The following is an 18,473-nucleotide window of genomic DNA, read 5'->3' on the forward strand; positions in this document are numbered from 1 at the left end:
TCTCCTCTGCTTACCGCTCAGCGGTTCTTCCACTCGGGCTTGCGCTTTTCCAGGAAGGCGCTCACCCCTTCCTTCTGATCCTCGGTGTGGAACAGGTCGGCAAAGTACTCACGCTCGGTGGGCAGGGTGATGGCATTGCTGTGCTGGTGATTCAGCTGGATCAGCTCCTTACAGGCAGCGACCGACGAGGGGCTCTGCTCGGCAACCCGCTCGGCGATTTCCAGGGCCTTGTCCAGGGCGCCGCCCTGGGGCACCACTTCCTCCACCAGCCCGATCTCCAGGGCCTTGTCCGCCTTAATCCGCTCGCCGCAGAGAATCAACCGCTTGGCCCAGGCCATGCTGGTCAGGTTGAGCAGGTTTTGGGTGCCGCCGGCACAGGGCAGCAGCCCCACCTTGGCCTCGGGCAGCGCCATCTGGGCCTGCTCCTCGGCGACGCGCAGGTCGCAGGCCAGGGCCACTTCCAGGCCTCCGCCCATGGCGAAGCCGTTGATGGCGGCGATGGATACGCCGCGGAACCGGCTCAGGGTCTCGAAGGCCTCGCCGAAGGCGCGCGCCGCATCCCGGGCAACGCCCACGTCCCCGTCGGCGAACTGGTTGAGGTCGGCCCCGGCGGAGAAGAACTTGTCACCCTGCCCGGTGACCACCAGCGCATAGATATCCCGGTCCGCGTTCAGCTCCTCCACGGTCGCCTTCAGCGCCTGCAGGCTCTGGATCGTCCAGGTGTTGGCCGGGGGGTTGTTCATGGTGATCAGGGCGGTGTGGCCGCGCTTTTCCACTAGAATCTTGTCGCTCATCGCTTAAACCTCTTGCTGCGGTGCTTGCCTGCACCCTGTTTAACGGGTTAACGGAGCGGGCGTCGCCCGCTCTTTAAGGTACGCCGGCGGATCCTTGTTAAAGGACGCTGGCAGTCCCTGCTTAAATAATGCTGGAGGCGCCTTCGCTCAGCAGCCGGCGGGCAATGATCACCCGCATGATTTCGTTGGTGCCCTCCAGGATCTGGTGCACCCGGGTGTCCCGCACGTGGCGTTCCATGGGGTACTCCTTGATGTACCCGTTGCCGCCGTAGATCTGCAGGGCCGCGTCGCACACCTGGAAGCCCACGTCGGTGGCAAAACGCTTGGCCATGGCGCAGTAGGTGGTCTTGTCCGGGTCGTTGTTATCCAGCTTGAACGCCGCCAGGCGGATCATCTGCCGGGCCGCCACCAGCTCGGTGGCCATGTCGGCGAGCTTGAACTGCAGCCCCTGGAACTGGGCCAGCTGTTTGCCGAACTGCTTGCGCTCCTGCATGTAGGCGGTGGCGCTGTCCAGCGCCTGCTGAGCGGTGCCCACGGAACAGGTGGCGATATTGATGCGACCGCCATCGAGCCCCTTCATGGCGATCTTGAAACCGTCGCCCTCCTCCCCCAGGCGGGCGCTGACCGGCACCCGCACGTCGTCGAAGGTGATCATGCGGGTGGGCTGGCTGTTCCAGCCCATCTTGTCTTCCTTACGCCCGTAGCTGATCCCCTCGAGGGTGGCGTCAACCGCGAAGGCAGATATGCCCTTGGGCCCTTCGGCGCCGGTGCGGGCCATCACCACCAGCACGTCGGTGTCTCCGGCGCCGGAGATAAAGCACTTGCTGCCGTTGAGGATGTAGTGGTCGCCGTCTCGGCGAGCGCTGGTCTTGAGAGAGGCCGCATCAGAGCCGGCGTTGGGCTCGGTCAGGCAGTAGGAGGCCAGCTGTTCACCCATCACCAGACTCGGGCACCAGCGCTCAATGGTCTCGCTATTGCCGAACTCGCCGATCATCCAGGTGGCCATGTTGTGAATGGTGATAAAGGCGGTGGTGGAGGTGCAGCCCATCGCCAGCTGCTCGAAGATAACGTGGGCGTCCAGGCGCGAGAGCCCCATGCCGCCCGCGCTCTCGGGGGTGTAGATGCCGCAGAAACCCAGCTCACCGGCTTTTTTGATCACATCCTTCGGAAAGATCTGCTTCAGATCCCACTCGCCGGCCGCCGGCGCCAGCTCCTGCTCGGAAAAGGCCCGCGCCGCATCGGCAAAGGCCACCTGGTCTTCGGTCAGATTAAAATCCATACGCGTTCTCTTATTATCTCTCTGAGGGCGGCGCGGGCGAGGCGCCAGCCCTGCGTTCATAAAGAAGCTGAAAAAATGGCCGAACGATTTTTTCAGGCTCCCTGGCAAGGGCTAAAAAGGGAGGCGCGTCGCGCCTCCCGAAAACGGCCGGGGAATGAGCCCCGGCCAGGTGCTAAGCCTACTTCAGGTTGATAGTCATGTTGGCGCCGGTGCTGATGTCATCTTCAAACCAGCGCGCGGTGACGGTCTTGGTCTCGGTGTAGAACTTCACCGCCTGCTTGCCGTAGGCATGCTGGTCACCGTAGAACGACTTGCGCCAGCCGGTGAAGGAGAAGAAGGGCAGCGGCACCGGCACCGGTACGTTGATGCCCACCTGGCCCACCTTGATCTCGTGCTGGTACTTGCGCGCCGCGGCGCCGGACGCGGTAAAGATGGAGGTGCCGTTACCGTAGGGGTTGTCGTTGACCAGGGCGATGGCCTCTTCCAGGGTGTCCACTTCGATACAGCAGAGCACCGGACCGAAGATCTCCTCCTTGTAGATGGACATGTCGGTGGTCACGCCGCGGAACAGGGTCGGGCCCACCCAGTTGCCGTCGGGGTAGCCCTCGACCTTGCAGTTGGAGCCGTCCAGCAGGCACTCGGCGCCTTCTTTCTTGCCGGCCTCGATAAAGCTGAGAATGCGGTCCTTGGCCTGGGGGTTGATCTGGGGGCCGTAGGCCGCCTCGGGGTCGTTCCAGGCGCCGGGGCGCACCTTGGAGAGCGCTTCCTGGATCTCGGGGATCCACTCCCGGGACTCGCCCACGAACACCGCCACGGAGATGGCCATGCAGCGCTGGCCGGCGGCCCCGGCGGAAGCGCCCACCAGGTTGTTGATCATCTGGTTCTTCTGGGCGTCGGGCATCACCACCATGTGGTTCTTGGCGCCGGCGAAGGCCTGCACGCGCTTGAGGTGATCGGTGCCGGTCTTGTAGATGTACTCGCCCACTGCCACAGAGCCGACGAAGGAGATCGCCTGGGTCTCCGGGTGGGTCAGCAGCGTGTCCACCTGCTCCTTGGAGCCGTGTACCACCTGCAGCACACCCTCGGGAGCGCCGGCCTCGACGAAGAGTTCAGCCAGACGGGTGGGGGTGTTCGGGTCCTGCTCGGAGGGCTTGAGGATAAAGGTGTTGCCGCAGGCGATCGCCATGGGGAACATCCACAGGGGGATCATGGCCGGGAAGTTAAAGGGCGTGATACCAACGCAGACGCCGAGGGGCTGGGTGTAGCTGTAGCTGTCGATCTTGCGGGCCACGTTCTCCATGGTCTCGCCCATGGACAGGGTGGCGATGTTGCAGGCGTGCTCGACCACCTCGATGCCGCGGAACACGTCTCCCTTGGCGTCCTCGAAGGTCTTGCCGGTCTCCTCGGAGAGGATGGTGGCGATCTCGTCGTGGTGCTCCTTGAGCAGCGCCTGGTAGCGCAGCATCAGTCGCGCGCGCTCGGAAACAGGGGTCTCCTTCCAGGTCTCAAAGGCCTTGGCGGCGCTGGCGATGGCACGCTCCATCTCCGCATCGGTGGCGCAGGGCACCTGGGCGATCACCTCCTGGGTGGCGGGGTTGGTCACCGGGATCCAGCGCTCGGATTCGCTCTGGACAAACTGGCCGTCGATAAAGAGGGGGACTTGCTTACTCATGCTGTTCACCTTTGCTTGCGGCGTGACCTGCCGTGTTCTTATTTGTGGGTCGAATCTCAATTAGGTCGCTACTGCTTGACGCTTGTTTACGATTTAAGCACAGCGCCCACACCCTCTAGGATTGATAAAATTGCCCTAATAATGGACTATATTGTCATTTTCCTGCACCAAAGTAGAACAAAGGTCTAATGAGTCGACCCTCCAGCTGGCCCCTACCCGCCGACAGCGCCCGTTACGTCGTGCCACGCGCCCTGGTCGACCAGCTGCGCCGGCACCCCCTCTCCCGGGAGCTCTATCCCCTGGGCATCGGCCACTACGTGGCGGCACGGGGCCACGCCATGGAGCGCGAAAACCACGACGATTACCTGCTGATCTACTGCACCGAGGGCCGCGGCGAACTGATCGTAGGTCCCCGTCGGGGCCACCTGGAGGCGGGCCAGCTGGTGCTCCTGCCGCAGGGACTGGCCCATCGCTACCGGGCTGACGACAGCCAGCCCTGGAGCATCTACTGGGTGCACTTTGAAGGCGAGGCGGCGGCGGCCTTTGTACGCCACCTGTCCCTTGACCCGGCCTACCCGGTGATCGATCTGGGCCAGAATGCCAAACTGATCGCCGATTTCGAGAACCTGCTCCAGGTCCGGCAAAGCGGCTACCAGCTCAAGCCCTTCCTGCACGCCGCCAACCAGCTGCGCCAGATCCTCAGCTACCTGGCGCTGCTGCGCAGCCGCGACAGCACCCGCGCGGGGCTCGATCTGGAGCGGGTGCACAGCTACATGCAGGCCCATATTCACCAGTCCCTGGAGCTCGATACCCTGGCCCGGCAGGTGAACCTCTCCAAGTACCACTTTGCCAAGCGCTACAAGGAGCTCACCGGCACCAGCGCCATCAACCACTTTATCAACCTGAAAATCGAACACGCCTGCCAACTGCTGGACCTGGGCCACCAGAGCGTCAGCGAAATCAGCTATGCCCTGGGCTATGACGATGCCTACTACTTCTCCCGCATCTTTAAAAAGGTGATGGGGCTCTCCCCCACCGCTTACCGCAAGATGCGACTGGGGTCCTGGCCCAGGCCCCAAACCTGAAAGGGCGCGGCCTCCTTGGCCGCGCCCTTTCTACAACTTAAGACAACTTCTACCTAGACAATATTGTGGAGGCGCGGTTACAGCATCTCCACCGCCACGGCCGTTGCCTCGCCACCGCCGATGCACAGCGAGGCCACGCCCTTGCGCTTGCCCTGATGCTTGAGCGCGTGCAGCAGGGTCACCAGAATCCGCGATCCCGAGGAGCCGATGGGGTGGCCCAGGGCGCAGGCGCCGCCGTGAATGTTCACCTTGCCTGGATCCAGCCCCAGCTCGCTGGTGGCGAGCATGGTGACCACGGCGAACGCCTCATTGATCTCAAACAGGTCCACTTCGTCCTTATCCCAGCCGGCACCTTCCAACACCTTTTGAATGGCACCGATAGGCGCGATGGTGAACTCCGCCGGCAGCTGGGCATGGGTAGCATGGGCCTTGATCCGCGCCAGCGGCGTGAGCCCCTGGTGGGCGGCCTCGGCTTCGCTCATCAACAGCAGCGCCGAGGCGCCGTCCGAGATGGAGCTGGAGTTGGCGGCGGTAACGGTGCCATCCTTCTTGAAGGCGGGGCGCAGCTTGCGGATCTTGTCCAACTGGGCGTTGCCGGGCTGCTCGTCGGTATCCACCCGCACCTCGCCCTTACGGGACGCGACCGTCACCGGCACGATCTCCTCGGCGAAGTCGCCGTTCTCGATGGCGGCCAGGGCCTTCTGCAAGGAGCCGATGGCAAAATCGTCCATGGCCTCGCGGGTCACCCCGTAATCGTCAGCGGTCTTCTGGGCGAAGGTACCCATCAGCCCGCCCTCGTAGGCATCCTCAAGGCCGTCGAGGAACATGGAGTCCAGCACCTGGCCGTGCCCCATGCGCATGCCGGTGCGCGCCTTGGGCAGCAAGTAGGGGGACTGGCTCATGCTTTCCATACCCCCCGCTACCATCACCTTGGCGCTGCCGGCCTTGATCTGGTCGTGGGCCAGCATCACCGCCTTCATGCCCGAGCCACACATCTTGTTGACCGTGGTGCAACCGGCGGCCTTTGAAATTCCGGCACCCAGCGACGCCTGCCGCGCCGGCGCCTGGCCGAGTCCCGCGGGCAGCACGCAGCCCATCACCACTTCGTCGACCTTCTCCGGCGCCAGACCGGCCCGCTCCAGGGTGGCCTTGATGGCGGTGGCGCAAAGATCCGGCGCCCGTACGGCGCTCAATGCACCCTGCAGCCCCCCCATGGGGGTGCGGGCAGCGGAAACGATTACAATACTGTTGTCACTCATGGCGGAAAACACTCGCTCACTCTAGTTTACGTTAACGTAAATCAAATCATTCAAGAAAAGGCCGCGTTCGTCAAGCGCAGTGACCAACGCGACCCACTTAACACACCCGCCTCGCGACTATGCTACCGCCTCGCGACCGCGCTACCGCCTAGGAAGCCGCAGGCGACGCGCACTCGCGGGGCGTGATTCCCTGGGCCTCGGCGTACCGCGCCGCAGAGGCCTCGATCATCGACCGCACCAGCTCCCGGTCCGACTCCACCCAGTCGGTAAGCGGCACCCAGCGCGCCCCGTCCCACTGGGAAAAGATCACCGCCCCGCCCCCTTCGTGGTCGGCACAGCTCAACTTCAGCGGCTGCGCCAGCCCCTTGAATCCCAGAGCCTCGATATCCGCCTCGCTCAGATCCAGGTTCTCCAGCCCCCAGCGCACCTCCTCACCGCTGAGCGGGCGCACCCCGTACTTTTCCTGGGCCCGCCGAATGGCCTCAACCGTCAGCATGCCGGTAATCAGGCCCCGGTTATGGTAGACGCTGCCAACCCGCGCCGGATCATCCAGATCGCCCAGACCCCGGTCGTAGACCTGGCTTTTCAGGTCCCGGTGCACGTCAAAACCGGTCCCCCCAGGGTGAAAGCCGGCAGCGATAAACCCCTTGGCCGCGTCGCCGGCGGGAATCACGTCTTCTTCGGCACCGGACCACCAGACCCCGACCATCCGCTCCCGGGGATAGCCCACCTTGGCCGCGGTCTTGAGCGCGGTCGGATTCATCACCCCCCAACCTCGCAGGATCACCCAGTCCGGATTAAGCCGGCGAATCTTCAACCACTGGGAGTGCTGTTCGGTGCCCGGGTGCGGCACTTCCAGATGCACCACCCGAAAGCCATACCGTTCGGCCTGGCGGTCCAGGATAGGCACCGTCTCACGTCCGTAACCCGAACCGTGATGCAGGTTGACCAAGGTTTTGCCCTTGAGCCGCTCCATCCCCCCTTCCTGCATGCCGATAAAGCGGATTTTGGCGCTGTTCTGGCTCCAGTAGGTGGTCACCAGCGGAAAGGCATAGGGGAACACCCGCCCGTCGGCGGAATCGGAACGCCCGTAGCCCACCGACAACACCGGAATCCTGTCCTTGCGCGCCCGCGGCAGCACGGAGTAGGTCGCCCCGGTACTGACAAACTGAAACAGGGGCGCCCCCCGCTCACCCTTGTCCTTCAGCCGCTCGTAACAGGCCACCGCCCGCGGCGTGCGGTACTCGAACTCGCACTCCTCCCAGACCAGGCGCACCCCGTTGATGCCCCCGTCCCGTTCATTGATCAGATTGAAGTAGTCGAGCATCCCGCCAAACACCCCGCTCCCCCCGGCGGCGTAGGCGCCGACCCGATAACTGGGTACCGGTATGAACTGCTCGGCGGCATAGGACGCCCCGCCCCCCAGGGTCGCCACCAAAAAGGCAGCCCCGGCCGCCCACTTTCCCAGGTACTTCATCGACATCATTCTTATTCTCCTCGCGATGACCACTGCGCAGCGATTGCCGCCGGCCCCTTCAGCACCACCCAGCAGATTAGCCCAACAGCCCGCGTCCGGCGCAATGCTGCTTTGGAATCACTCCCTGCTCAAAACCCCATAGGATATTTACGTCAACGTAAACTTTGGCTAGCATAGAACCCCCTATCCCAAGCAGTACGGCCGCCTTCATGACCCAGACCTACTCCATCAGCGACCTTTCGAAAGAGTTCGATATCACCACCCGCAGCATCCGCTTCTACGAGGACCAAGGACTGCTCAAACCGGCTCGCCGGGGCCAGACCCGAATCTACTCCAAGCGCGACCGGGTGCGACTGATGCTGATTCTGCGCGGCAAACGGCTGGGCTTCTCCCTGGCCGAAACCAAGGAGCTGTTCGACCTTTACGATATCAGCCCCAGCAACAAGCCGATACAGCTTGAATACATGCTCGGGATTATCGACGCCAAGAAAGCGGCGCTGGAACAGCAGATCAAGGACATCGCCATGCTCAAGCTCGAGCTGGAGACCGCCGAAGAGCGCTGCCGCAAGGCCCTGCAAGAGCAGCAAGACAAAGCCAGCTAACCCCGTAACAGGCGCAAGCGCCTGTTACATTTGCCTACAAGCACTCGCTTTACGTTTACGTAAACTTACTTTACCATCCCCCACTCCTACATCATCCGAATGCAATACGGGATTGTGCCTATGACAACCCTCCAGACAAAAATAAACACCCGCACCGCCGACTTTCAGGCCAACAAGGACGCCATGGAAGCCGCCGTGGGCGACCTGCAGGACAAGGTCGCACAGCTGGCGCAGGGCGGAGGGCCCAAGTACCAGGAGCGCCACACCAGCCGTGGCAAGCTGCTGCCCCGGGACCGGATCAACCACCTGCTGGATGAGGGCTCGCCCTTCCTGGAACTCTCCCAGCTGGCGGCCTACGGCGTCTATGACGAAGACGTCCCGGCCGCCGGCATCATCACCGGCATCGGCCGAGTGAGCGGCCAGGAGTGCATGATCGTGGCCAACGACGCCACGGTAAAAGGCGGCTCCTACTTCCCGCTGACGGTCAAAAAGCACCTGCGCGCCCAGGCCATCGCCGAAAAAAACCACCTGCCCTGCATCTACCTGGTGGAGTCCGGCGGCGCCAACCTACCCCGCCAGGACGACGTATTCCCCGACCGCGACCACTTCGGCCGCATCTTCTACAACCAGGCCCAGATGTCCGCCAAGGGGATTCCCCAGATCGCCGTGGTCATGGGGCTGTGCACCGCGGGCGGCGCCTACGTGCCCGCCATGGCGGACGAGTCCATCATCGTCCGCAACCAGGGCACCATCTTCCTGGCCGGTCCGCCCCTGGTCAAAGCGGCCACCGGCGAAGTGGTGAGCGCCGAGGACTTGGGGGGCGCGGACGTACACTGCAAGACCTCGGGCGTCGCCGACCACTACGCGGAAAACGACAAGCACGCCCTTGAGCTGGCCCGCCAGGCGGTGGCGCGCCTCAACCGGCGCAAGCGGATCGACCTGGATGTGCGCCCATCGGTGCCGCCCCGCTACGCTGCCGAGGAGATCTACGGCATCGTCGGCACGGACCTGAAAAAGCCCTACGACGTGCGCGAAGTGATCGCCCGTATCGTCGACGACTCCGATTTCGACGAATTCAAGAAGTACTACGGCACCACCCTAGTAACCGGTTTTGCCCGCGTTCACGGCTACCCGGTGGGCGTCATCGCCAACAACGGCGTGCTCTACTCCGAGTCGGCCCAGAAGGGAGCCCACTTCATCGAGCTCTGCTGCCAGCGCAAGATTCCCCTGCTGTTCCTGCAGAACATCACCGGCTTCATGGTGGGCAGCAAGTACGAGGCCGAGGGGATCGCCAAACACGGCGCCAAGATGGTGACCGCCGTCTCCTGCGCCCAGGTACCCAAACTCACCGTACTTATCGGCGGCAGCTTCGGCGCCGGCAACTACGGCATGTGCGGCCGCGCCTACGACCCCAATTTCCTCTGGATGTGGCCCAACGCCCGCATCTCGGTAATGGGCGGTGAACAGGCCGCCGGGGTACTGGCCCAGGTCAAGCGCGACGGCATCGAGCGCACCGGGGGGAGCTGGGATCCCGAGGAAGAGGCCCAGTTCAAGGCCCCGATCAAGGAGATGTACGAAAAGCAGGGGCACCCCTACTACGCCAGCGGCCGGCTCTGGGATGACGGCGTCATCGACCCTGCCCAGACCCGCGACGTAATCGGCATGGGACTGGCCGCCGCCCTCAACAAACCGATCGAAGAGACACGTTTCGGCGTGTTCCGGATGTAAGGAGAGTCGCCGATGAGTAACGATACCGTTCTTTACACCCAGGATGACCGCGGCGTCGCCACCCTGACCCTGAACCGCCCCGAGGTGCATAACGCCTTTGATGACGCCATCATCGCGGCCCTTATCCAGCACCTGGAGGCGGTGGCCGAAAATCCCGAGGTGCGGGTACTGGTCCTGCGCTCGGAAGGTAAGAACTTCTCCGCCGGGGCCGACCTCAACTGGATGCGGCGCATGGCTGAGAACAGCTTTGATGACAACATGGTGGATGCACGGGGACTGGCGCGCCTGATGCAACTGCTTAACGACCTGCCCCAGCCCACCATTGCCCTGGTCCAGGGAGCCGCCTTTGGCGGCGCGGTGGGCCTGGCTGCCTGCTGCGACATGGTGGTCGCCACCCACGCCAGCCGCTTCTGCCTCAGCGAGGTGAAGATCGGCCTGATACCGGCGGTCATCAGCCCCTACGTGGTGCGGGCCATTGGCGAGCGCCAGGCGCGCCGCTACTTCCTCACCGCCGAAACCTTCGACGCCGATCTGGCGCAGCACTGGGGCCTGGTCCATCAGGTGGTGGCCGAAACCGCGCAACTGGACGCGGCGGCCGAGGCGCTGATCGCCCAGCTGCTGGGCAACAGCCCCCAGGCGATCGCCCAGGCCAAGCAACTGATCGACGCGGTGGCTAACCGCCCCACCGATGCGGCCGTGATCGAAGACACCGCCCGGCGCATCGCGGAGATTCGGGTCAGTGCCGAAGGCCAGGAAGGGCTGAGCGCCTTCCTCAACAAGCGCAAGCCCAGCTGGATTCAGGAGTAAGCCCCATGTTCGAAAAGATTCTGATTGCCAACCGCGGCGAGATCGCCTGCCGGATTATCCAGACCGCCCACCGCCTGGGAGTCAAGTGCGTGGCGGTCTATTCCGAAGCCGACCGCAACGCCCGCCACGTGGCCCTGGCCGACGAGGCCTTTCTCCTCGGCCCGGCCCCCAGCCGGGAAAGCTACCTGCGGGTAGACAAGATCATCGAGGTGGCCAAGCAGAGCGGCGCCCAGGCCGTCCACCCGGGTTACGGTTTCCTGTCGGAGAACGCCGACTTCGCCCGCGCCTTGGAAGCCGCGGGAATCACCTTCATCGGCCCGCCCGTGGGCGCCATCGAAGCCATGGGCTCCAAGAGCGCGGCCAAACAGATCATGGAGAAGGCCGGAGTCCCCCTGGTACCCGGTTACCACGGCGACGACCAGCGCAAGGAGCTGATCAAGCGTGAAGCGGACCGTTGCGGCTACCCGGTGCTGCTCAAGGCGGTCGCCGGCGGCGGCGGCAAGGGCATGCGCGTGGTCTGGAACGAGAAGGAGTTCGACGAGGCCTTTGAAGCGGCCCGCCGCGAAGGCGAGAGCAGCTTCGGCAACGGCGACCTGCTGGTGGAGAAATACCTCACCAAGCCCCGCCACGTAGAGCTGCAGGTGTTCGCCGATACCCAGGGCAACGCCGTTTACCTGGGCGATCGCGACTGCTCGGTGCAGCGCCGCCACCAGAAGGTGATCGAAGAGGCCCCCGCCCCCAACATCGCCCCTGAGATCCGCCGGGCCATGGGCGAGGCGGCCGTGAACGCGGCCCGCGCCATCAACTACGTGGGCGCCGGCACCGTGGAGTTTCTCTACGACGAGGACGGCAGCTTCTACTTCATGGAGATGAACACCCGTCTGCAGGTAGAGCACCCGGTGACCGAGCTGGTGACCGGACAGGACCTGGTGGAGTGGCAGCTCAAGGTGGCCAGCGGCCAGCCCCTGCCCCTGGACCAGTCCCAGGTTAAACTCGGCGGCCACTCCCTGGAGGTACGGGTCTACGCCGAGGATCCCGACGCCGATTTCCTTCCCGCCACCGGTACCCTGGACTACCTGCGCACGCCCCAGGAGAGCCGCTACGTTCGGGTCGACACCGGGGTTATCGAAGGCGACGAGGTCAGCCACTACTACGACCCCATGATCGCCAAGCTGATCGTCTGGGACGAGAGCCGCGACCTGGCGATCCGCCGCCTGGAGCAGGCCCTGGAGGCTTACCAGATCTGCGGCGTGAAGACCAACCTGCAGTTCTTGAGCAACCTGGCCGGCAGCCAGGCATTCAAGGATTTCGCCGTGGACACCGGCTTTATCGAACGCAACCGGGAGGCCCTGTTCGTCCGCGAGGAGATCGACGAGGAGCGCTACATCGCCCTGGCCGCCTGCTACCTGACCCTGGCCCGCAAGCGCCAGGCCAGCAACCCGGATGACCCCACATCCCCCTTCAACCAGCTCAACAACTGGCGGCTCAACGCCACCCAGGCGCTGCCCTACGAGCTGGTTCACGGGGAGCATCGTTACGCGGTGCGGGTGCTGGAGCGGGACCAGGCGTTCGAAATCACCCTCAACAACACCAGCTTCAAGGTCAAGGGGCGCCTGGACGGCGACCGCCTGGATGCGAGCCTCAACGGCCACCGCTTCAGCCTCTCGGTGTTCCAGAAGGCAGAGGCCCTGACCCTCTTCCACGACGGTCGCCAGTTCCAGTGCGAACGTCACGTGGAGGTTTACGGTGAGAACGATTACGGCGCCGAGGCGTCGCTGGCCGCCCCCATGACCGGCACCGTCGTCGCCGTACTCAAGGAACAGGGCAGTCTGGTGACGGCCGGTGAAGGGCTGATCGTGATCGAGGCGATGAAGATGGAGCAGACCATTTTCGCGCCCCACGACGGCACCGTCGAGGAGATCTTCTTCCAGCCGGGTGACCTGGTGGACGAGGGCGCCGAACTGCTGGCCATGAGCCAGGCGGAGGAGTAGTCATGGCGCTGCCCAAGTCCGTACGCCTGGTGGAAGTGGGCCCCCGGGACGGCCTTCAGAACGAACCCGGCGAAGTGATTGCCACCGCGGTGAAGGTCGAGCTGATCGAACGCCTGGCCGATGCCGGCCTGCGTTATATCGAGTCGGCCAGCTTCGTCTCCCCCAAGTGGGTCCCGCAGATGGGCGACGCACGGGAGGTGATGACCGGAATTCACCGTCGGCCCGGCGTCACCTATGCCGCCCTCACCCCCAACCTGAAGGGGCTGGAGGGGGCCATCGAGGCGGGCGTCGAGGAGGTCGCGGTCTTTACCGCGGTGTCCGAAAGCTTCACCCAGAAGAACATCAACTGCAGCGTGGCGGAAAGCCTGGCCCGCTTCGAGCCCCTGATGACCAGGGCCACCGACGCGGGGCTGCGGGTACGGGGCTACGTCTCCACCACCCTGGGCTGCCCCTACGAGGGGGAAATCGCCCCGCAGAAGGTGGCGCCGGTGGCCCGCAACCTGCTGGAGATGGGCTGCTACGAGATCAGCCTGGGAGACACCATCGGCACCGGCACCCCGCTCAAAGCCAAGCGCATGCTCGAGGCGGTGAGCCGCGAGGTGCCACTGGACAAGCTGGCCGCCCACTTCCACGACACCTACGGCCAGGCCCTGGCCAACCTCTACGCCGTGCTCGAAGAGGGGCTCGCGGTGATCGACGCCTCGGTGGCCGGGCTCGGGGGCTGCCCCTACGCCAAGGGGGCCTCGGGCAACGTCGCCACCGAAGACGTGGTGTACCTGCTGCAGGGGCTGGGCATCGAGTGCGGCGTGGACCTGAACAAGCTGATCGCGGCCGGACGCTACATTACCGGTGAGCTCGGCCGCCGCAGCGGTTCAAAGGTGGCCCTGGCCTGCGGCTAGGGCGATACACCGAACGGCGGCCCCCCGGTCAAACCGGGGGGCCGCCGTTACATTTGGTTACATTGGAGCAAAATTGGGGCAACAGTGATCGGTTACAGTCAGCGGTCACATCGAGTAAAGGTCGCGCGCCGCTGTGGCGCGACCCCGTGGTCCCAGAATAAAAAATAAATAACGACCCAGGAGGGAGTCGATGGCCCAACCCGACCATATCACCGCGCTGAATTTGGCAATCCCGGCCCGTGAGGGACTGCCGGAGGGATTTCAAAAATACTTCGCCAAGTGCGATGAGAAACTGGGCATGGTGCCCAACGTTCTGGCCGCCTACAGCCACAACCCCGCGCAACTGGACGTCTTCTCCCGGTTTTACAACGAGCTGATGTTCGGCGAGTCCAACCTCAGCCCACTGGAGCGGGAGATGATCGCCGTGGCGGTCTCTTCGGTCAACAAGTGCTTTTACTGCCTGGTGGCCCACGGCGCCGCCGTGCGCCAGTACAGTGAAGACCCTGCCCTTGGCGAGCTGTTGGTGATGAATTACCGGGCGGCAGACCTAAGCCGCCGCCATCGCGCCATGCTGGATTTTGTCACCAAGCTCACCGAGACCCCGCACAAGATCGAAGAGAGCGACCGCCAGACGCTGCGCGATGCCGGTTTCGGCGATCGCGACATCTGGGATATCGCCAATGTCGCCGGTTTCTACAACATGACCAACCGGGTGGCCAGCGCGGTGGACATGCAACCCAACCCCGAATACCACGGCCAGCACCGCTAAGGCCCGCTTATTTCTGCGATTCTAAAAATAATTGCCACTACACAGGGATTACAGCAATGACCAGCCAATTGAAAAGCTACACCAGCAGCACCAGTGACAAACCCTTGCTGGGGCTTACCATCGGCGACCTGTTTGACCGCACCGTCGCCCAATACCCGGACAACGAGGCCCTGGTCTCCCGCCACCAGGGTATCCGCTGGACCTACAAGGAGCTCCAGGCCAAAGTCGACGATTGCGCCAAGGCCCTGATGGCGATCGGCGTTCAGAAAGGCGACCGGGTCGGCATCTGGTCTCCCAACAACGCCCAGTGGTGCATCACCCAGTTCGCCACCGCCAAGATCGGCGCCATCCTGGTCAACATCAACCCGGCCTACCGCCTGCACGAGCTGGAGTACGCCCTCAACCAGTCCGAGTGCGGCTACATCATCGCCGCTGACCAGTTCAAGACCTCCAACTACACCCAGATGCTCAACGAGCTGGCGCCCGAAATCAGCCGCAGCAACGCCGGCGCCATCCAGTCCGAGGCCCTGCCGCACCTCAAGTGCGCCATCACCCTGGCCGACAAGCCGGCCCCGGGCTTCATGAGCTGGGAGCAGCTGCAGGCCAAGTCCTCCGCCACCAGCGACGAGCAGCTGGCCGAGCGCCAGCAGGGGCTGGAGTTCGACGAGGCGATCAACATTCAGTACACCTCCGGCACCACCGGCTTCCCCAAGGGCGCCACCCTCAGCCACCACAACATCCTCAACAACGGCTTTTTCGTCGCCGAGAGCCAGCGCTTCACCGCCGACGACCGGCTGGTAATCCCGGTGCCCCTCTACCACTGCTTCGGCATGGTGATGGGCAACCTGGGCTGCGTCACCCATGGCGCCACCATGATCTACCCCGACGAGGCCTTTGAGCCCGGCAATGTGCTCGAGACCTGCGCCGAAGAGCGCGCCACCGCCCTCTACGGCGTGCCGACCATGTTCATCGCCGAACTGGAGCACCCCGACTTCGATCAATACGACCTCAGCTCCCTGCGCACCGGCATCATGGCCGGCGCCACCTGCCCCATCGAAGTGATGAAGAAGGTGATCGACAAGATGCACATGAGCGAGGTGCAGATTGCCTACGGGATGACCGAAACCAGTCCGGTGAGCACCCAGACCGGTGCTGACGACCCCATCGACAAGCGCGTCAGCACCGTCGGGCGCACCCAGCCGCACCTGGAGACCAAGATCGTGGACGCCAGCGGCCAGGTGGTGCCCCGCGGGGAAATCGGCGAGCTCTGTACCCGGGGCTACTCGGTGATGCTCGGTTACTGGAACAACGACGAGGCCACCAAGGGCGCTATCGACAGCGGCGGCTGGATGCACACCGGCGACCTGGCCACCATGGACGAAGAGGGCTATATCGCCATCGTCGGCCGCAGCAAGGACATGGTGATCCGCGGCGGCGAGAACGTCTACCCGCGGGAGGTGGAGGAGTTTATCTACACCCATCCCTCGGTGTCCGACGTCCAGGTGACCGGCGTGCCCGACGAGAAATACGGCGAGGAGCTGGTGGCCTGGGTGATTCTGAAGGAAGGCGAGGACCTCACCGAAGAAGAACTCAAGACCTTCTGCAAGGGCAAGATCACCCACTTCAAGATTCCCCGCTACATCAAGTTCACCGACAGTTTCCCGATGACGGTGACCGGCAAGATCCAGAAGTTCAAGATGCGGGAAATCAGCATCGAGGAACTGGGTCTTAACAAGTAGTCGCGAGGCCCCGCCCCCCCTTTGCCACCCACAAGGCCGCCTCTTCCCGAGGCGGCCTTTTTATCGCGCCTTTCACGCTGCCGAGGAGTCATCATGCGTTCCCTGCCCGCAGACCTGTCCCGCCACTACAGCCACCGGCTGGACCCGGGCGCCTTGCTGGCCACCGTCGACCGGGTGCTGGGTAAACAGCTCAGTTGCGAGGCGCTGGCCCCCGTTGATCAGCTCCATATCGGTGGCCGGGGGGCGACCCTGCGGCTGCTGGAGCAGGCCAGGCTGACCCCGGGTATGCAGGTACTGGACGTCGGGTGCGGCCTCGGCGGCAGCACCCGCCTGCTGGCAGATGCCTTTGGCTGTTACGCCTGGGGGCTGGACCTGACCGGCCCCTTCTGCGACCTGGCCGCCGCCCTCAACCGGCGGCTGACCCATCCACCGAGGGCCACCTTCATTCAGGGCAGCGCCCTCGCCCTGCCCTTCGGCGGCGGCGCTTTCGATGCTCTGCTGATGCAGCACTGCCTGATGAACCTGCCCGACCCGGCTCTGGCCCTCGCCGAGAGTCGCCGGGTGCTCAAGCCGGGCGGTCAGCTACTGCTCCACGAGGTCATCGCCGGCCCCGGGGGGCCGCCCCACTACCCCGTTCCCTGGGCGAGCGACTCGAACGCCAGCTTTCTCGTCCAGGAGCCGGTGTTGAAAGACATGCTGGAGCAGGCCGGCTTCATTCCCCTGAACTGGCAGGATGAAACCGCCAGGGCCCTGCAGTGGCGACAACGGCAAAGCACGAACGAGCGCACTGCCCCGGGGCCCCTCTCCCCCCGTCTGATCTTCGGCCCCGGGTTCTCGACCCTGGCCGCCAACCTGCAACGCAACCTGGCGGAGGGACGGATTCGGGTACTGGCGCTGCACCTTCAGCGCCGCTGAAAAGCCTTGAGCGCCGCTGAAAAACCTAAAGCCTGGCCCCTTTAAGCCGACAACTTCTGTAGTAACCAATCTGTCGAAATCACGCAGTCGCGAAGGAGCACCCGCATGGCCGGAAAACAGGATGCTGAAGAGCGCGAAGGCGGGGAACTGACCCCCGAACAACGCATCGAAAAGCTTGAAAAAGGGCGCACCCTGAATCTGATCCTGATTTGTGTGCTGGGCTTTTTCAGCCTGTTGCAACTGGGGGCGATCGCGGCCATGTTCCTGACCTCCGGTGACCAGCGCCCGGACCGCAACGCCGATGCCATCGCCAACCTGGAGCACCGGATCGAACGGCTGCGGGACAGCAGCCAATCCATCGAGGGCTTCCGCCTTGAGGCCGGGGTGCTGAACGACAAGCTCGACCGGGTCCTCAACCAGACCGATCTCAACAACTTCGCCGTGCTGCGCGCCCTGATGATCGAACGGGAAGAGGATCACACCCGCTTTATCGAGGCCCTGCAGCAGGGGATGTATGACCTCTCGCGCATGCTGCGCGGTTCACGCACCTGGTACGAGGTTTACAAGGAGGATCTGGACCGAGTGCTGCAAAACAGCCGCAACCGCCTGGTGGAGCTCAAGGGCATGACGCCGGTCGAAGAGGGTAACGCCCCGATCCCCACCACCGCGGGCTAAGGTGCCAGCCGCGCCAGCACCGTCTCCTGCTGGCGCTCTCCGAGTCCCAAGTACAGGTGATCCTCGCTACGGGTCACCTGCAGCTCCGCCCCCGCGACCAGCCCCGGCGCCAGCGCCTTGAGCGCCTCATTATCCAGCTGCCAGGCGCTAAAACCCGTCAAATCCCTCAACCCCTCGCCATGCTGCTGCCACCAGCGCATGGCCTGGGGACCGTAGCAATACAGCGAAATCCGCGGACAGCGCCTGGAAAGAAACCGCATCCGCTTGGGGTCGGGCTGGCCAATCTCGATCCAGTGCAGCACCCGCTCGCCATGCTCGTCGCGCAGCCAGATGGGCGCCTCATCGGCGCTGGAAATGCCGCCGCCAAAGGCCAAGCCGGGCTCATACTCAAGAGCAAAGGCCAGCAACCTGGCCAGCAGCCGCTCGTCGCTCTCCGACGGGTGCTGGGCCAAAGACAGGCTCAGGCTCTCATAGCAGTGACGTTCGGTGTCGCTAATCTGCAGCTGGACGCGCAGTACCTTTGATTTCTGGGCCAATGGATTCTCCGCTTTAGGTGAGCAAGTGGGTTAGTGTATTCCAGTCCGGGTATCTGGACCGCTAACGGCGCAAAGCTGACGCTTGCGGGTGTTTTTTAGGTTCATTTTCGGCGTGTAGACGAAGTTTTATTCCGCCCCGGCCGGGCGGACCAAGGGAATGTTTCGCCATTCCCTTGGCGATCCCAGGCGACCCTTGCGCAATCGCCCTTCGGGTACGCGCCTTTGGCGCTCTCAAAGTCAGCTTGG

At 64.0% G+C, this 18,473-nt stretch carries 16 protein-coding genes; 10 read left to right on the plus strand and 6 right to left on the minus strand.

The annotated features are described in order from the left end of the window. Positions 1-17: 17 nt before the first annotated feature. The 3 genes from JGZ97_RS15375 to JGZ97_RS15385 all read right to left on the minus strand — a co-directional run bounded on the left by JGZ97_RS15375 (position 18) and on the right by JGZ97_RS15385 (position 3,745). On the minus strand, positions 18-794 hold the full coding sequence (locus JGZ97_RS15375) for an enoyl-CoA hydratase (protein ID WP_207063580.1): 777 nt from the start codon (positions 792-794) through the stop codon (positions 18-20). Between the two features lie 121 nt (positions 795-915). Next, entirely contained in the window at positions 916-2,073 is a 1,158-nt protein-coding gene (locus JGZ97_RS15380; protein ID WP_207063581.1) for an acyl-CoA dehydrogenase family protein, read from the minus strand. 178 nt (positions 2,074-2,251) lie between these two features. Next, entirely contained in the window at positions 2,252-3,745 is a 1,494-nt protein-coding gene (locus JGZ97_RS15385) for a CoA-acylating methylmalonate-semialdehyde dehydrogenase (RefSeq protein ID WP_207063582.1), read from the minus strand. A gap of 188 nt (positions 3,746-3,933) precedes the next feature. Here JGZ97_RS15385 and JGZ97_RS15390 point away from each other — a divergent pair, with 188 nt between their 5' ends. Beyond that, positions 3,934-4,830 (plus strand): AraC family transcriptional regulator, encoded by an 897-nt coding sequence (locus JGZ97_RS15390; RefSeq protein ID WP_207063583.1) that lies wholly within the window; start codon positions 3,934-3,936, stop codon positions 4,828-4,830. Between the two features lie 77 nt (positions 4,831-4,907). Here the strand turns inward: JGZ97_RS15390 and JGZ97_RS15395 are convergent, their stop codons facing one another. Both JGZ97_RS15395 and JGZ97_RS15400 read right to left on the minus strand, forming a co-directional pair. After that, a complete protein-coding gene (locus JGZ97_RS15395) occupies positions 4,908-6,089 on the minus strand; it encodes an acetyl-CoA C-acyltransferase (RefSeq protein ID WP_207063584.1) in 1,182 nt (393 codons plus the stop codon). A gap of 148 nt (positions 6,090-6,237) precedes the next feature. Beyond that, positions 6,238-7,575 carry an ABC transporter substrate-binding protein gene (locus tag JGZ97_RS15400; protein WP_207063585.1) on the minus strand — a complete coding sequence of 446 codons (1,338 nt, stop codon included), beginning with the start codon at positions 7,573-7,575 and terminating at the stop codon, positions 6,238-6,240. 200 nt (positions 7,576-7,775) lie between these two features. Between JGZ97_RS15400 and JGZ97_RS15405 the strand changes: the two genes are divergently transcribed. The 9 genes from JGZ97_RS15405 (at position 7,776) to JGZ97_RS15445 (ending at position 17,691) form a co-directional block, all read left to right on the plus strand. Continuing rightward, positions 7,776-8,168, plus strand: coding sequence for a MerR family DNA-binding transcriptional regulator (locus JGZ97_RS15405; RefSeq protein WP_207063586.1), 393 nt, complete (start codon positions 7,776-7,778; stop codon positions 8,166-8,168). 120 nt (positions 8,169-8,288) lie between these two features. Beyond that, a complete protein-coding gene (locus JGZ97_RS15410; RefSeq protein WP_207063587.1) occupies positions 8,289-9,896 on the plus strand; it encodes a carboxyl transferase domain-containing protein in 1,608 nt (535 codons plus the stop codon). 12 nt (positions 9,897-9,908) lie between these two features. Continuing rightward, positions 9,909-10,703: an enoyl-CoA hydratase/isomerase family protein gene (locus tag JGZ97_RS15415; protein WP_207063588.1), complete on the plus strand. Its 795-nt coding sequence runs from the start codon at positions 9,909-9,911 to the stop codon at positions 10,701-10,703. A gap of 5 nt (positions 10,704-10,708) precedes the next feature. Then, positions 10,709-12,694 (plus strand): acetyl/propionyl/methylcrotonyl-CoA carboxylase subunit alpha, encoded by a 1,986-nt coding sequence (locus tag JGZ97_RS15420; RefSeq protein WP_207063589.1) that lies wholly within the window; start codon positions 10,709-10,711, stop codon positions 12,692-12,694. 2 nt (positions 12,695-12,696) lie between these two features. Further along, positions 12,697-13,593 (plus strand): hydroxymethylglutaryl-CoA lyase, encoded by an 897-nt coding sequence (locus tag JGZ97_RS15425; protein ID WP_207063590.1) that lies wholly within the window; start codon positions 12,697-12,699, stop codon positions 13,591-13,593. Positions 13,594-13,783: 190 nt separating this feature from the next. Then, positions 13,784-14,362, plus strand: a complete 579-nt coding sequence (locus JGZ97_RS15430; protein ID WP_207063591.1) for a peroxidase-related enzyme — start codon at positions 13,784-13,786, stop codon at positions 14,360-14,362. 56 nt (positions 14,363-14,418) lie between these two features. Continuing rightward, positions 14,419-16,101, plus strand: a complete 1,683-nt coding sequence (locus tag JGZ97_RS15435) for an AMP-binding protein (protein ID WP_207063592.1) — start codon at positions 14,419-14,421, stop codon at positions 16,099-16,101. A gap of 93 nt (positions 16,102-16,194) precedes the next feature. Next, positions 16,195-17,016 carry a class I SAM-dependent methyltransferase gene (locus tag JGZ97_RS15440; RefSeq protein ID WP_207063593.1) on the plus strand — a complete coding sequence of 274 codons (822 nt, stop codon included), beginning with the start codon at positions 16,195-16,197 and terminating at the stop codon, positions 17,014-17,016. Positions 17,017-17,121: 105 nt separating this feature from the next. After that, positions 17,122-17,691 (plus strand): hypothetical protein, encoded by a 570-nt coding sequence (locus JGZ97_RS15445; protein WP_207063594.1) that lies wholly within the window; start codon positions 17,122-17,124, stop codon positions 17,689-17,691. Here JGZ97_RS15445 and JGZ97_RS15450 read toward each other — a convergent pair. Then, positions 17,688-18,227 carry a YaeQ family protein gene (locus JGZ97_RS15450; protein WP_207063595.1) on the minus strand — a complete coding sequence of 180 codons (540 nt, stop codon included), beginning with the start codon at positions 18,225-18,227 and terminating at the stop codon, positions 17,688-17,690. The two genes, JGZ97_RS15445 and JGZ97_RS15450, sit on opposite strands and share 4 nt — an antisense overlap. Positions 18,228-18,473 lie beyond the last annotated feature (246 nt).

It is taken from the genome of Motiliproteus sp. SC1-56 (assembly GCF_017309075.1).
Taxonomy (GTDB): Bacteria; Pseudomonadota; Gammaproteobacteria; order Pseudomonadales; family Balneatricaceae; genus Motiliproteus.

Coding starts and splice junctions, on each gene's coding strand:
- JGZ97_RS15430 (WP_207063591.1), top strand. CDS start 13,784: ATGGCCCAACCCGACCATATCACCGCGCTGAATTTGGCAATCCCGGCC.
- JGZ97_RS15385 (WP_207063582.1), bottom strand. CDS start 3,745: ATGAGTAAGCAAGTCCCCCTCTTTATCGACGGCCAGTTTGTCCAGAGC.
- JGZ97_RS15395 (WP_207063584.1), bottom strand. CDS start 6,089: ATGAGTGACAACAGTATTGTAATCGTTTCCGCTGCCCGCACCCCCATG.
- JGZ97_RS15445 (WP_207063594.1), top strand. CDS start 17,122: ATGGCCGGAAAACAGGATGCTGAAGAGCGCGAAGGCGGGGAACTGACC.
- JGZ97_RS15435 (WP_207063592.1), top strand. CDS start 14,419: ATGACCAGCCAATTGAAAAGCTACACCAGCAGCACCAGTGACAAACCC.
- JGZ97_RS15380 (WP_207063581.1), bottom strand. CDS start 2,073: ATGGATTTTAATCTGACCGAAGACCAGGTGGCCTTTGCCGATGCGGCG.
- JGZ97_RS15400 (WP_207063585.1), bottom strand. CDS start 7,575: ATGATGTCGATGAAGTACCTGGGAAAGTGGGCGGCCGGGGCTGCCTTT.
- JGZ97_RS15390 (WP_207063583.1), top strand. CDS start 3,934: ATGAGTCGACCCTCCAGCTGGCCCCTACCCGCCGACAGCGCCCGTTAC.
- JGZ97_RS15410 (WP_207063587.1), top strand. CDS start 8,289: ATGACAACCCTCCAGACAAAAATAAACACCCGCACCGCCGACTTTCAG.
- JGZ97_RS15415 (WP_207063588.1), top strand. CDS start 9,909: ATGAGTAACGATACCGTTCTTTACACCCAGGATGACCGCGGCGTCGCC.
- JGZ97_RS15440 (WP_207063593.1), top strand. CDS start 16,195: ATGCGTTCCCTGCCCGCAGACCTGTCCCGCCACTACAGCCACCGGCTG.
- JGZ97_RS15375 (WP_207063580.1), bottom strand. CDS start 794: ATGAGCGACAAGATTCTAGTGGAAAAGCGCGGCCACACCGCCCTGATC.
- JGZ97_RS15425 (WP_207063590.1), top strand. CDS start 12,697: ATGGCGCTGCCCAAGTCCGTACGCCTGGTGGAAGTGGGCCCCCGGGAC.
- JGZ97_RS15405 (WP_207063586.1), top strand. CDS start 7,776: ATGACCCAGACCTACTCCATCAGCGACCTTTCGAAAGAGTTCGATATC.
- JGZ97_RS15420 (WP_207063589.1), top strand. CDS start 10,709: ATGTTCGAAAAGATTCTGATTGCCAACCGCGGCGAGATCGCCTGCCGG.